We start from the raw sequence: 12,799 nt of genomic DNA on the forward strand, positions 1-12,799 counted from the left end.
CGCCGACACTCCGCGCTCGATTACCGACGGCCCAACGAAGTCCACTATGGTTATCGACAGCCAGCACTGGCAGCGTAGAAGAATCCACCAATTCCGCTGTCCGAAATCCTCGCGGCAGCTCATAGATCCACAACGCCTTGCCCAACTCTTCCTGAGCAAGCACCGTTAGGGAACTTGCCCGACCAAATGACCCGGAACGCAGTAGAAGCTCCGCGTCGCGCACCAAAGACGCAGCGTTATCCATCAGAGCTTTCCAAAGCTCCCGGGCATTCTTTGCAGAAAGCTCCATGCAACAACCTCCGAGTTCATGCCATGGTCGGGAACCTATCAGTCCAACAAGTCTGCCCCGACATGAGGTGGTCCACTTCCTTGGAACCGGGTCACCCCCGGTGGGACACGCCCCCGCGGATTCGGATCTGCGGAATGCCGCGTATCCTGCCTGTCCCGTAAGTTGTCCCAAAACTTTCGCCACAATGACCGTCACAGGTGCAACTTTCGGTACGGTGCCAGCATGGATATTGGACATGCGTGTGGAGTTCAGCGCTTCGTGGCGGCGTTCCGTGACCGCTCGATGTCGCAACCCTACGTGTCAGGGTTGGGTGAGGCCAGTACCTCATAGCAACTTCGTCTAATTCGTAGGGCGAGAATCAGGAACATCACTAATGTCTATCTCCACAATTTCCCCGGTGCGGGAAGATGGGTCCATGAGTAATCCTGGCCCCCGCGCCGGTGGCCCGAGTCCTCGAAGGTCGTTCACTCCGGCACAAAAATTAGCCCACCTGGACGCCTACCAGCAGGCCTGTGATGACGGCACCGGCGGCGGAGCCTACCTGCGGAGCGAGGGCCTGTATTCCTCGCAGATCACCGAGTGGCGCAAGCTCCGTGATGCCGGCGTGCTCGAGGGCAAAAAGCCCGGTGAGACGATCTCGTGGTCTTCGCGGTCTACAGCATCGCCGTATTCTCCTGAGCCTCGCGGCCCGCCAAAGAAAACGGACAAGATGCCGTGGCACGTCCACCGATATGACACGTGGGTTCTACCCCGACCTCGTCCTTGCACCCTCTACGCCGCCAATTGAAGCTGCATTTAGGCGCCGTTCCCAGCTAACAATCACAGCAAGAGGCTTCCAAGAAAAACCGAATCCGAGACGAGCCGAAATTGCCCGCCTGTCACGAGACGGGGAGGATCTTCTGACCGGGTGCGACTTTCGCGAGCAGGGTACGTTCTGCCAATTCAGCGATTTTGCGGGTCGCCGGCGAGAGATACGATGCCTCTCTTTGAACGAGGGCGAGCGTGTCGTAGAGGGGTTCCTTAAAGGGGACCGTTTTGATGTTGCTGGGAAACGTCGGAGCCTCCGCTATGGTCCGGGAGACGATGGTGTCTGCGGCGCCTGTCGCGACCAGGCTCAGGGCTGTTTCGACGTGTTCCACCTCGATGTCCGGATCGATTTTCAAGCCCAGGAGCTGGGCTCGCTCCTGGATCTGCTTGCGGGTCGGGTCGTTCCAGCCGGCGTATGCGTCGTAGAGGATGATTTTTGATTCGGCAAACTCTTCGATGGTCATGGGTCCGCGCCGTGGGCTGCGCGTGGTTGATGCGTAGAGAACTTCGTCGCGGAAGAGGGGTTTGACGACAAGACCTCGCTCCAGGACAGGCAGAACCACGAGCCCTGCCTCGATCTCGCCGTTTGCCACGGACTCCGCCACGAGCGCGGAATTCAGGCCGACAAGCCGGACCTTTACCTTGGGATAGCGCTTGTGGAAGCGCTGAACGAGATCTGAGAGGTCGTAGTAGCCGGCGTTGCGCAGGACGCCGAAGGTGCAGACGCCTCCTTCCAGGGAGGAGATGGAGTGCAGTGCCTGGATCCCGTTGTCGAAGGAAGTCACGGATTGCTTCGCATGGTCCCGCAGTTCAACGGCTGCGTTTGTCGGGATCAGGCGCCGGCCTCCTCGACTGAAGAGGCTGAGCCCGATTTCCTGTTCCAGTCGGCCGATGAGTTCCGAAACGGACGCCTGGCTGATTTCCAGCCTTCCGGCTGCCGCGGTGAAGGAACCTAGATCGTAGGCTGCCAGAAAGGCCCTGAGCTGGGTGAGAGTCACAGGGTAATCCTATGACTCCGGCGTCATGTTAGGGGTATACCAAGAAAAGTCCACAAATATTGGCCCGAAAACCGCCGATCCAGGCTGGCGCGCCCTGTGGGGTCAGTCACTCCAGGAATGCCTGGAAATCAGGGGAAAACCATCCATCAACGGAAAATGTGAGACCAATCATGTGGGGTTAACCCTATGATTCATATCGTTGTACATAGGGTTGTGCGATACAGGCGCCGTGTCTACCGTTTTTCGTATGCAGATCAACGACGCCGACAAGGCATACATCCACGGAAACTTCTCCACCCTCAAGGAACCGGCCGTTGGAGGCGTGCCGGCACAGCGTCTTCCCGCCGTTATCGAGACCGTTTCGGCGATGCTCAGCGACATCGAAAAGAACGGCATCGATGCCGTCATCAGGTACTCCCAAAAACTCGACGGCTGGGAGGGCAAGGACATCGAGATCAGCCGGGCCGATTTGGCCAGGACCGGCGACCAGCTGACCCCTGCGCTGCGCGAAGCTCTTGCCGCGGGCGCCGAACGCACCCGCATATTCGCCATCGAGCAGCGTGAACACCTGACCGACTTTGAAACCGAAATCGTTCCCGGCGTCTTCGCCGGCCAGCGCTACATCCCCGTTCCCCGCGTCGGCGCGTACCTTCCCGCCGGCCAGTTCCCGATCCTCGCCAGCGCTTTCATGACCGTTGGTGTCGCCAAGGCCGCGGGCGTCCCGACCGTCATCGCCTGCACCCCTCCGACGAGCCCGGCTGCCGGTCACCCGGCCGTTCTGCACGCCGCCTACCTCTCCGGCGTGGACCGTGCGTTCGCCGTCGGCGGCGTTCAGGCACTGGCCGCGATGGCCTTTGGGCTGCTCGGTGAGCAGCCCGCAGACATTCTCGTCGGTGCGGGCAACGCCTACGTCACCGAAGCCAAGCGCCAGCTGTTCGGCCGGGTCGGCATCGACCTGCTCGCCGGCCCGTCCGAGGTCGCCGTCATCGCGGACGAATTCGCGGACCCCGAACTCGTCGCCGCGGACCTGCTTGGTCAGGCCGAGCATGGCCCCCTCTCCCCCGCCTCCCTGGTCACCACCTCCCGCGCGTTCGGCGAGGACGTCATCCGCCACATCGAAAAGCAGCTCGAAACCCTGGCCACCCGCCACATCGCCGGTCCGGCTTGGCGCGACTACGGCACCGTGTACGTCGCCGAAGACCGCGAAACCGCCATCGAGATCATGGACACGCTCGCACCCGAGCACCTGGAAATCCAGACCAAGGACGACAGCTACTACCACGACAACCTGAAAAACTACGGCTCGATCTTCCTCGGCCCCTGGTCAACGGTCGCCTACTCGGACAAGGGCATCGCCGGAACCAACCACGTCCTGCCCACCGGCGGCGGGGCACGCTCCTCCGCCGGTCTGTCCGTCTCCCGGTTCCTCAAGCCCCTCACCTACCAGCGGGTTGAGAAGGAAGCGACCCCGCGTCTGGCGAACTACGTAGCTACCATCTCCGAGTTCGAGGGCATGGAAGCACACCGAGCCACAGCTACACTGCGCCTGGACCGCTTCAACCGCTAATCCCCCCACTAGACAAAGGCAATCCGATGAAAAGCACAAGCAAACTAGGCAAACGTCTCGGGGTGCTGCTGCCGATGACGCTGGCGGCGGCCCTGGCCCTGACCGCATGCGGAGGGGCTTCCAACAGCTCGACCCCCGAGCAGAAGACGATCACGATCGCGACATCCAATGACGCCCCGTTCGCCTTCACCGACCAGGGCACCGGCGAGCTGAAGGGCATTGACGGCGAGATGATCAACGAGATCGCCGCAGCCAAGGGCTGGAAGGTCAAGACCTTCGTGACGGACTTCAACACGCTCATCCCCGGTCTCATGGCGAAGAAGGCCGACGTGATCGTCGATGCCATGTACATCACGGACAAGCGCAAGGAACAGATCAACTTCACCGACCCCTGGTACGTCCAGGGCGAGGGCATGCTGGTCCCGGGTGACTCCACGCTGAAGTCCCGCGACGACGTCAAGGGCAAGGTGCTCGGCGCCCAGACCGGCACCGTGTTCACCGACTTCATCGGGACCCTCGGCGGAAGCCAGACGAAGTTCTTCGATTCCCAGGCAGCCCTCATCTCTGCCGTGGAAAACAAGCAGGTCGACGCCGCATTCACCGACAGCGCCGTGATCGCGTACAGCCTGGTGCAGAAGCCGAACCCGAAGATCGAGCTCGTCTCCCCGTACAAGCCGTACTTCCCCGGAACCATCGGCGCCGGCGTCCGCAAGGACGACACCCAGCTCCTGGCAGACCTGAACTCCGGACTTGCGGACCTCAAAAAGACTCCGAAATACCTGGAGATCCTGAAGAAATACGGCCTCGGCGAAGAGAACGTCTCGAAGTAGATTCTTCTAGCGGCCGGCCCTGCAACCCACCCTCTCGCAACGAGGATGCAGTGCCGGGGCCGGCCGCACCGGATTCCATTCATAGACGACCGTGACTGACCCGCAAGTTAGGTAGCTCCTTCCGATGGACTTCATCAACAACACCCTCGCAGTGTTCCCCGCGCTCCTTGGAGCCGTGCCGATCGTACTGCAGCTCGCCCTCGGCGCAATGGCGCTGGCCCTGATCCTGGGCCTGCTGATCGCCCTGGCGAGAATTTCAACCTTCAAGATCCTGCGCGCCATTTCCACCCTGTACGTCGAAGTGATGCGCGGAACCCCGCTCCTCGTACAGCTCGTGTACATCTTCTTCGTACTCCCCAGCATCGGCGTAGAAATCCAGCCGATCCCCGCCGGCATTTTGGGCCTTGGCCTGAACTACGCCGCCTACCTCTCCGAAGTGTTCCGTTCCGCGATCCTCTCCGTGGAGCACGGCCAGACCGAAGCCGCCCTGTCTCTCGGCTACACCCCGAACAAGACCCTGTGGAAAGTTGTCATACCTCAGTCGTTCGTGGTCTCGATGGGCCCCATCGGCAACTACTTCATCGCCATGGTCAAAGACACCGCACTGACCTCGGTCATCGCCGTGACCGAAATCCTGAAGACGGCCAACATTCTGAACAGCCAGACGTTCCAGACCACGGCCATCTACACGGCCGCCGCCGTCCTCTACCTCATCATCAGCCTCCCACTCTCACGCGTTGTGGTTGTGCTCGAACGAAAGGCACGGGCCAATGGCTGAGAACACCATCATAAGCATCCAGGATGTCCACAAGACCTTTGTGCTCACCCCGAAGCAGACCATCTGGAACCGCCTCACCGGCAAGGCCCATGTAGAGAAGCGCCTCGAGGTCCTCAAGGGCGTGGACCTGGACATCCACCGCGGCGAAACCGTTGTCATCCTCGGATCCAGCGGCTCAGGCAAGAGCACACTGCTCAGGTGTATCAACAAGCTCGAAACCGTTGACGGCGGCCGCATATTTGTCAACGGACACCTCATCGGCTATGAAGAAAAAGACGGTCAGCTGATCAGCGAAAAGCCCTCCATCACCGCGAAAAAGCGGACGGATATCGGCATGGTGTTCCAGCACTTCAACCTGTTCCTGAACAAGACCGCGCTGGGCAATGTCATGGCCCCGCTGCGCGACGTCAAGGGCCTGTCAGCCGAGAAGGCGCGCCAAATCGCCTTGCCCAACCTGGAAATGGTCGGACTCGGCGACAAAGCCGATAACTTCCCCAGCAAACTGTCCGGTGGCCAGAAACAGCGTGTCGCCATTGCCCGTGCCCTGGCCATGGAACCGAGCGTGATGCTTTTTGATGAACCCACCTCGGCGCTGGACCCCGAACTCGTCGGCGAAGTCCTGGCGGTCATCAAGAAGATCGCCCGGCAGGGAACAACGATGGTGATCGTGACCCACGAGATGCAGTTCGCCAGAGAGATCGCAGACCGGATTGTCGTCATGGACCAGGGCGTCATCGTGGAACAGGGACCACCGGAAACAGTCTTCACCAACCCCCAGCACGCCAAGACCAAGGCCCTGCTCAGCCGTTCCGGAATCATCCCTCCCAAACACGACTGACCGCCGGCAGCGGCGCCCCCGAAAACCGATAGCAGGAGATCACCAATGCAGCCATGGAGCGTCCGCGAATTCCATGCAGATGACCTCGACCAGATCATCAGCGTTTGGCAGGCCTCCCGCACCGACGGTGCCCGTCCGGTCTACAGTCTCACTGAGATCATCGAGGCGTGCTCCAATGACCTGGCCGTAGTTGCTGCGGTGCAGGGGCGGGTTGTCGGAGCGGCCGCCTGCCGTATCCAGGAAGACCGCGCCTGGATTTTCATGCTCGCACAAGCCCCGACTGGCGCGGGCAGGGCCTCGGAAGTGCCCTGCTCGCCGGTCTGGAACGAAGGCTGACAGCCCGCGGGGTCCGACGGATTTCAGCCCTGCTCCCGGCCTCGGAAACCCGGGTCACGGCCTTTCCGCAACAGCGACTACCGCTTTGAAGAAGACCTGCACTACTTTGAACGGCTTATCCCCGTTCAGCCAGCGGAGCTCGGTTCGTTGGCCCAGCTGGGCGGGCGGCTGCTCGCCCAGGGCCTGTGGGAGGACCTGGCCGGCATGCAGCACAAGAAGGAACTGATTGAACAGCGCTGCCCGAAAGACCTCGCAGCATGCACTTGAACGGGCAGTCGACCAGGACACGGATCCATCCACCGCGCCGGCGCTGACGACCGCCGCCTATCTCAATGCCATCCGCGAAACCAGGGCGACCGTCACCGAAGCCGTCGTCAAGGACTTCGTGGAAGACATCGACAACATCGCCCGCACCTGACCCATCCCAAGGGACACCAGACCGAGAGGCATCATGAAAAAGCGAAGTCCACATAGGTCCGCCCACGGCAGGAAAGACGCCGGGGCTTCCGGCCCGAAGACGGGCGAACACTGCCCGGCCACCGGGTGGTGGGCTCCCGCCGGCAATGACGCAGGCGCGCAATTCCTCAGTGAGGGAAGCCTCATGCCCCCTGACAACGGCGAGATCGCCTTCTGGGCACTTGTGTCCGCCCGGCACGAATCCCCGAAACCAAAATACGACTACCCAGCGTCAGGAATTTCCGTTGACAGTCTCTGACCCCTTCAGATACGCGACGTATCGCGCCCAAAACCGTGCCGTCGCTGTACCCCTACCAAGTGAACCCGCATACGAGCAGGCGTGACCGGGCAACTACGAGGATGGCTGCTTCTTCTGCACCGGCCCGGAAACAGACTAAACCACCGAAAGTTCACCGGGACCGATGACCATGACCAAGCTGTCCTTCTGCTGACCCATGCGGCGCTGTCGCCGGCCAGCACATGGGCTCCGGCGGCCAGTGCGGACACCGCGACGGTTACGGCAACGGCAACGGCAACGGCAACGAGGAAATCGGAACGGGGCGCTCATGGTCGCCGCCCTTCCACGCCTAATCTTCCTTCATGCTTGTAGACGTCCAACAATGGCCCACATCCTTAGAACCGGAACGCCCTCGGCGGGACACTCCGCTGTGACTGTTAGTTCGGAATGGCGGTTTTTTCACAGCTCGGGCTGGCGGTTTTCGATCCGTTGCCGACGGCTGCGGCAGCAGTCAAGGTTCGGCTGTGCTGCCCGTTTCTGGAGGCTGTGTGCCGGCTGGATCACGGACCGAGCCGCAGCAGTGCGTCTTATTTCGCCCGGGGAGATCCTCGTATGAAAGGTCTCGCGACGGCCGCTGAAGGACGGAGGCGTCCCGAGCCGTCAGGCCGGTGTGATCGCGCCGAGTCCTGCGAGGTATTCCTGGGCGTCGAACTCCGGGATTAGCGCGGATTGGACGATGAAGCCCTGGCACACTCCCAGCATCACCGCAGCGTATTTCCCGGCGCGGGAGGAAGCTTCCGCGGGTGTCAACCCGCGGGACTGGGTGTACCAGGTGACGAGGTAACCGGCGAAGAGTTCCTTGAGCCCGGTGACCGTTCCGGCCGCTATACGGGCCAGCCCCGGATCGGTCATCGCCTCGGCCCAGACCTGAAGGAGGAGTCCGCGCTCGATGATGTCCTCCCCGATGCTTTGCAGGAATGCTTTGAGCACCTCACGGGGTTCGGGCAACGGGTCAGACGAGCGTAGCGCGTTGATCTCATCCAACAGGTGGTCCAGGACCCCATGAACGGAAACCTCGATGAGTTCGTCCTTGCCCTTGAAGTGGCTGTAGATGGCACCTGCCGACAGCCTGGACTCAGCAATGATGTCGGCCATCGAGGTTCCCTGGAACCCCTTGCGGCCAAAGCAGCGCAACGCCGCCGCCGCGATCTCCAGACGGCGGGCCTGACGGTAAGCATCTGTCACTCTCGGCATGCGGCACCTTCCAAAAGAATGGTTGTTCTTGACAGGATCCCCTGCCGTCATCCACCATAGAGAATAATCATTCTTTTTACTAGTCGGGAGAAACCCATGCCCATCGTTCCTGCGGCCGCGCCGCACACCAAGTGGTCGCGCGTGGTCCTTATCGCGATCGCGGCCGCGGCCATTGTTGGTGTGGTCCTGCTCGCCTTCACTTGGTCCGGCGTCACGTCTTCGGCGAAGGACATCCCCCTGGCCGTCACTGGCCCGGACGCGCAGGTCCAGGCACTGGAAAAGGCGTTGGAGGACAAGGCAGCCGGAACCTTCACGATCACCACGGTGAACAGCAGGGACGCGGCCACGGCCCTCATACGCTCTCGGGACGCCTACGGTGCGGTGGTGCTGGGGCAGACCCCCGAGGTCCTCACCGCCTCCGCAAACGGCACCGCGGTGAGCCAGATCCTCCCCGGCGTCGCCCAGCAGATCCAGAGCCAAATCAACCAGGCCGGGGCGTCCGCACCGGCGGCGGCTCCGAAGGTGATAGTGACCGACCTCGTTCCGCTCGCGGCGTCAGATGCGAAAGGCACCGGCCTGGCGTTGGCGGGCTTCCCGCTGGCCATGGGCGGGATGATCGGCGGCATCCTCGTCTCGCTCACGGTGGTGGGCAACCGGCGCCGGCTGGGCGCCCTGGCCCTGTACTCAATCCTGGCCGGCGGCATCATTGTGCTGGTGATGCAGGGGCTCTACGGCGTGCTGCAGGGCAACGCCATGCTCAACGGTCTGGCCGCCGCGCTGTCGCTGCTTGGAACCAGTTCATTCATCGTCGGGCTCAACGCACTGATCGGCACTGCGGGTATCCCGGTCGGTGCCGTGATCACCATGCTGATCGCCAACCCCATCTCTGCCGCCTCCGCACCCATGCAGTTCCTCCCCGGACCCTGGGGCACAATTGGTCAATGGTTAGTCCCGGGAGCCTCGACCACCTTGCTGCGGGACCTCTCCTATTTTCCGGACGCCAACACACTGTTCCCCTGGCTGGTCCTGGCCGGATGGACCCTCGCCGGGGTCCTGTTCACCATGATCGGACACTTCCGCAACCAGGAAGTCGTCCACATCGAAGGCTCCCTCGACCCAGAGCCCGGGTCGACCAGGGCCACGGCTAACACTGAGGGAGTCCGGTTGCCATGACAGATTATGAGGTTGACGTCCTCGTTGCAGGAGCTGGCCCGGTCGGACTCATGGCCGCATGGCAACTGGCCCGGTGGGGTGTTTCGGTTCGCTTGGTGGATGCCGCGCCCGGTCCGGCCACGACCAGCCGCGCGCTGGCCACGCACGCTCGCAGCCTGGAAATTTACGATCAGCTCGGAATTCTCGGCGACATCGCTCCGCACGGAACGAGAGTCAACGGGTTCATCCGCCATCAGGGCGACCGCGCGACACGGGTCAACTATGAATTCGGCGACCTGGTGACCCGGTTTCCGTTCATGTTCAATATCGATCAGGTGATCACCGAACGCGTGCTTCGCGGATATGCCGCTTCGGCCGGCATCGAAGTGGAGTGGAGCACCAGGCTGGAGTCGTTCCAGCACGACGCTGACGGCGTCACGGTCATGTTGCGCAGCGGCGATGGCTCCAGCGCGGGGCAGGAGACCGTGCGTGCGCGATACCTCTGGGGATGCGACGGCGGACACTCGACCGTCCGCAAGATCCTCGAGCTCCCGCTGGCAGGCGAAGCCGCCCACACCTGGCTGATCGCCGATGCAATCGTGCACACCAATCTGGAGCGAGATGGCCTGCACTCGCTGTCCCCAGCCGGCGGCGCGCTGATGCTGTTCCCGTTTCCGGATCCGGGCAAGTGGCGGCTACTGGACACGACCGGCGAAGGAGAGCCTGAGCACCCCGAGCAGATCGCCCGGCAATTCAGCACCAAGTTGTCCCAGGCTCTGGGACGCGAGACCATCGTGGACACCCCCAGTTGGGCGTCGAAGTTCACCATCCAGCAGCGCGCGGTACCCGCGATGCACGTCGGGCGGTGTTTCGTTTCTGGTGACGCCGCCCATGTTCATTCCCCCGCGTCCGGGCAGGGCCTCAACACCGGCATCCAGGACGCGCACAACCTGGCGTGGAAGCTGGCCATGGTCGTAAACGGACACGCCGACGCTGGGCTGCTCGATACCTACGACGCCGAGCGCGTTCCCATCGGCCAGGCCCTACTCGCCTCCACCGGGGCGGTCACGGACTCGGCCATGGTCGACACCACCACCAAGGACACCCAGGACTCCCAGGACTCCGATCGTGGCTTCATTCGCCAGCTCATCCGGAACGCGTCAGGTCTAAGCATCGCTTACCCCGACAGCCCGCTCACGGTGCCAGAGGACAAGTCAGGTGAAGGTCCACGACCTGGCCAGCGACTCACCCAGATCTCCGCAGCCGATGCTCAATCACCCGGCTGGATCGTACTGCGCGCGTTGCTCAGGACCTCAGCCTGGCACCTGCTCGTTTTCGCCGGGAGCAGGCACTCCACCAGTCAGGATGAGGTCACCGCCCACACCAAGTCACTACCGGCCTGGGTGGATAAGGTGACGATCAGTCGGCGGCGGCTGGATAAGGATGACCACGGGGTGTGGGATCCCGACGGCCAGGTCCAGAACACGCTCGCCGCGACCGAGGGGGACTGGATCCTCGTCCGTCCCGACGGCTACATCAGCGCCCGCGGCACCGGGGACACCAGCTTCCGCGATGCCCTGGACCGGCTGACCAGCCTGCGCGTGTGAGAGTCAGCACGTGGCGTGATCAACCGGACACGAGAGAGACTCATTCAGCCGACATCGACGCCATCGCCGCCGAATGCGACAACCGCCAGGGGTTGCAAGACGACGCCGGCCACGGAACGCCGCACTGCGTCACAGCCGAGGTGGCCGCGCGAGCAGCCGCCGAAATACGTGACGGGGACATCGTCGCTCTCGCCCGGCCGGTGCACCCGATCCCGTTATTATCTTCACCCGAAGGAATCTTCATAGATGACCATCCACGTGTTTAGGGGAGACGCCATGAAGAGGCCGTCCCATTTCCTTAGAACCGGGACACCCTCGGTGGGACACTCGCCGACGGATCTGGATCGTCGGAGTGCCGCGTAATCCGCGTGTCCCGTATGTTGTTCCAAAACACGCGCCGCAATCACCTGTCACAGGGATAACTTTCGGTACGGTTCAGGCATGGACATCGGCTACGCGCGTGTATCAACGGTTAAGCAGGACCTCGCCAGGCAGTTGGATGCCTTGGCGGCCGCCGGCATCGAGACCGTCTTCTCGGATAAGAAGTCCGGCGCCACCACGGATCGCGCGGGGCTTCAGGACGCATTGCGCCACGCCAGGGCCGGTGACGTGCTCGTCGTCCACACGCTGGACCGGCTGGGACGCACAGTGCGGGACACCCTGAACCTGGTCCACGAACTGAAAGAGCGCGGCGTAGGTGTTCGGACGCTGGCTGATCCCCTGCCGATCGACACGTCCAACCCGGACAGTCCCATGGCACAGCTGGCGGTTGACCTGCTGGCACTCTTCGCGGAGATGGAACGGACCTACGCGGCCGAACGCGCCTCCCACGCCCGGGCGGTGGCGTCCGCCAACGGGCGGCGCACGGGACGGCCTTCCGTGGTCGATCCCGACAAACTCGAACACGCCGCCCTCCTGCGGGACAAAGGCTTCTCCATGAAAGAGATCACCGCCAAGACCGGGCTGAAACGCACCACCCTGTACCGGCACCTGCCGCCCCGCTCCCCCGCAGCTGACCCGGTAACCCCTAATGCCGTTTAGCCCGGACACGCTAAGTTATGCCCTGACCTATGGCGGAACGCTTGTCCTGGCACTGCTGATGTTCATCCTGCAGTTGGCCGCGGTAGGGATCCTATCGGTTCTTGCCGGTATTACCTGGCTGACGGCGTCCCCGATCCAGGCAATCGCGCGATCGTTCAGCCGACCTGATCGGCCATAGACCGGCTCACCGGCTTCGCCGACAGTTCCAGGATGCTGATCGGCCCGCCGCGCATTGGCACGCCGTTTCGTGCCCAGGGGAATACAGAGTCGATGCTGTATGTTTCTATCGCGACAAGCTCAAACAAGAGAAATGAGGATGCCCCAGTGGCAACCGATTACGACGAAGTCCGCTCTGACGTCAAGGAAGTCCAGGAAAGGTCCCTGGAGGCCCTGCGGACCGCGAATACCCCTGACGCCCGCAGTGTGGTTTTAGAGCTCGATGAGGCAGACACAGTTGATGGCGTCAATCTCCCCGGCGACTTCATCGCCGAGGAACTCATCGTTGAAGTCATCCTGCGCACGTCAAGTTTCTGAGACAGTTTCATCGTTTTATTTCGGTTACGCTGCCAGGGATTCCTGGTCGCGGATCTGGTGGGCTGTGAGGGCTG

The 12,799-nt window shown here is 62.5% G+C and carries 12 protein-coding genes and 3 pseudogenes; 12 read left to right on the forward strand and 3 right to left on the reverse strand.

What is annotated here, in order from left to right; all coding sequences use genetic code 11:
* Window positions 1-169: 169 nt before the first annotated feature.
* Window positions 170-526, reverse strand: a pseudogene (locus ABIB26_RS22825) (AbiV family abortive infection protein); the annotation flags it as partial.
* A 178-nt stretch (window positions 527-704) separates the two neighbouring features.
* Between ABIB26_RS22825 and ABIB26_RS22830 the strand changes: the two are divergent.
* Window positions 705-950, forward strand: a pseudogene (locus tag ABIB26_RS22830) (IS3-like element ISAar46 family transposase); the annotation flags it as partial.
* A gap of 217 nt (window positions 951-1,167) precedes the next feature.
* On the opposite strand, the gene ABIB26_RS22835 reads toward ABIB26_RS22830, so the two are convergent.
* The gene (locus ABIB26_RS22835) at window positions 1,168-2,094 is read right to left on the reverse strand and encodes a LysR family transcriptional regulator (protein WP_354248397.1); all 927 of its coding nucleotides are present in this window, start codon (window positions 2,092-2,094) and stop codon (window positions 1,168-1,170) included.
* A gap of 229 nt (window positions 2,095-2,323) precedes the next feature.
* Between ABIB26_RS22835 and hisD the strand changes: the two genes are divergently transcribed.
* The 7 genes from hisD to ABIB26_RS22870 all read left to right on the forward strand — a co-directional run bounded on the left by hisD (window position 2,324) and on the right by ABIB26_RS22870 (window position 6,861).
* Window positions 2,324-3,661 carry a histidinol dehydrogenase gene (gene hisD, locus ABIB26_RS22840; RefSeq protein ID WP_354248399.1) on the forward strand — a complete coding sequence of 446 codons (1,338 nt, stop codon included), beginning with the start codon at window positions 2,324-2,326 and terminating at the stop codon, window positions 3,659-3,661.
* A 26-nt stretch (window positions 3,662-3,687) separates the two neighbouring features.
* On the forward strand, window positions 3,688-4,491 hold the full coding sequence (locus ABIB26_RS22845) for a substrate-binding periplasmic protein (RefSeq protein ID WP_354248401.1): 804 nt from the start codon (window positions 3,688-3,690) through the stop codon (window positions 4,489-4,491).
* A 124-nt stretch (window positions 4,492-4,615) separates the two neighbouring features.
* Window positions 4,616-5,269 (forward strand): amino acid ABC transporter permease, encoded by a 654-nt coding sequence (locus tag ABIB26_RS22850; RefSeq protein ID WP_354248403.1) that lies wholly within the window; start codon window positions 4,616-4,618, stop codon window positions 5,267-5,269.
* Complete coding sequence (locus ABIB26_RS22855) at window positions 5,262-6,107, forward strand: amino acid ABC transporter ATP-binding protein (RefSeq protein ID WP_354248405.1); 846 nt, start codon at window positions 5,262-5,264, stop codon at window positions 6,105-6,107. The genes ABIB26_RS22850 and ABIB26_RS22855 overlap by 8 nt, the downstream gene beginning before the upstream one ends.
* Before the next feature lie 45 nt (window positions 6,108-6,152).
* Window positions 6,153-6,443: a GNAT family N-acetyltransferase gene (locus ABIB26_RS22860; protein ID WP_354248406.1), complete on the forward strand. Its 291-nt coding sequence runs from the start codon at window positions 6,153-6,155 to the stop codon at window positions 6,441-6,443.
* The gene (locus tag ABIB26_RS22865; protein WP_354248418.1) at window positions 6,416-6,532 is read left to right on the forward strand and encodes a hypothetical protein; all 117 of its coding nucleotides are present in this window, start codon (window positions 6,416-6,418) and stop codon (window positions 6,530-6,532) included. Before ABIB26_RS22860 ends, ABIB26_RS22865 begins: the two co-directional genes overlap by 28 nt.
* A gap of 137 nt (window positions 6,533-6,669) precedes the next feature.
* Window positions 6,670-6,861 carry a hypothetical protein gene (locus ABIB26_RS22870; RefSeq protein WP_354248408.1) on the forward strand — a complete coding sequence of 64 codons (192 nt, stop codon included), beginning with the start codon at window positions 6,670-6,672 and terminating at the stop codon, window positions 6,859-6,861.
* A 936-nt stretch (window positions 6,862-7,797) separates the two neighbouring features.
* Here the strand turns inward: ABIB26_RS22870 and ABIB26_RS22875 are convergent.
* Window positions 7,798-8,391, reverse strand: a complete 594-nt coding sequence (locus ABIB26_RS22875) for a TetR/AcrR family transcriptional regulator (RefSeq protein WP_354248410.1) — start codon at window positions 8,389-8,391, stop codon at window positions 7,798-7,800.
* Window positions 8,392-8,487: 96 nt separating this feature from the next.
* On the opposite strand from ABIB26_RS22875, the gene ABIB26_RS22880 reads away from it, so the two are divergent.
* The 4 genes and pseudogenes from ABIB26_RS22880 to ABIB26_RS22895 form a co-directional block, all read left to right on the forward strand.
* On the forward strand, window positions 8,488-9,564 hold the full coding sequence (locus tag ABIB26_RS22880; protein WP_354248412.1) for an ABC transporter permease: 1,077 nt from the start codon (window positions 8,488-8,490) through the stop codon (window positions 9,562-9,564).
* Window positions 9,561-11,150, forward strand: coding sequence for an FAD-dependent oxidoreductase (locus tag ABIB26_RS22885; protein WP_354248414.1), 1,590 nt, complete (start codon window positions 9,561-9,563; stop codon window positions 11,148-11,150). Before ABIB26_RS22880 ends, ABIB26_RS22885 begins: the two co-directional genes overlap by 4 nt.
* Before the next feature lie 441 nt (window positions 11,151-11,591).
* The gene (locus ABIB26_RS22890; RefSeq protein WP_354248416.1) at window positions 11,592-12,191 is read left to right on the forward strand and encodes a recombinase family protein; all 600 of its coding nucleotides are present in this window, start codon (window positions 11,592-11,594) and stop codon (window positions 12,189-12,191) included.
* A 324-nt stretch (window positions 12,192-12,515) separates the two neighbouring features.
* Window positions 12,516-12,704: pseudogene (locus ABIB26_RS22895) on the forward strand (DUF4193 family protein); the annotation flags it as partial.
* Window positions 12,705-12,799 lie beyond the last annotated feature (95 nt).

It is taken from the genome of Arthrobacter sp. UYEF20 (assembly GCF_040546335.1).
In the GTDB taxonomy this organism is placed as follows: domain Bacteria; phylum Actinomycetota; class Actinomycetes; order Actinomycetales; family Micrococcaceae; genus Arthrobacter.

What these genes read in the sequence shown, in the direction of transcription:
- ABIB26_RS22845 (WP_354248401.1), top strand. Translation starts at nt 3,688, where the DNA reads ATGAAAAGCACAAGCAAACTAGGCAAACGTCTCGGGGTGCTGCTGCCG.
- ABIB26_RS22850 (WP_354248403.1), top strand. Translation starts at nt 4,616, where the DNA reads ATGGACTTCATCAACAACACCCTCGCAGTGTTCCCCGCGCTCCTTGGA.
- ABIB26_RS22855 (WP_354248405.1), top strand. Translation starts at nt 5,262, where the DNA reads ATGGCTGAGAACACCATCATAAGCATCCAGGATGTCCACAAGACCTTT.
- ABIB26_RS22860 (WP_354248406.1), top strand. Translation starts at nt 6,153, where the DNA reads ATGCAGCCATGGAGCGTCCGCGAATTCCATGCAGATGACCTCGACCAG.
- ABIB26_RS22875 (WP_354248410.1), bottom strand. Translation starts at nt 8,391, where the DNA reads ATGCCGAGAGTGACAGATGCTTACCGTCAGGCCCGCCGTCTGGAGATC.
- ABIB26_RS22880 (WP_354248412.1), top strand. Translation starts at nt 8,488, where the DNA reads ATGCCCATCGTTCCTGCGGCCGCGCCGCACACCAAGTGGTCGCGCGTG.
- ABIB26_RS22885 (WP_354248414.1), top strand. Translation starts at nt 9,561, where the DNA reads ATGACAGATTATGAGGTTGACGTCCTCGTTGCAGGAGCTGGCCCGGTC.
- ABIB26_RS22890 (WP_354248416.1), top strand. Translation starts at nt 11,592, where the DNA reads ATGGACATCGGCTACGCGCGTGTATCAACGGTTAAGCAGGACCTCGCC.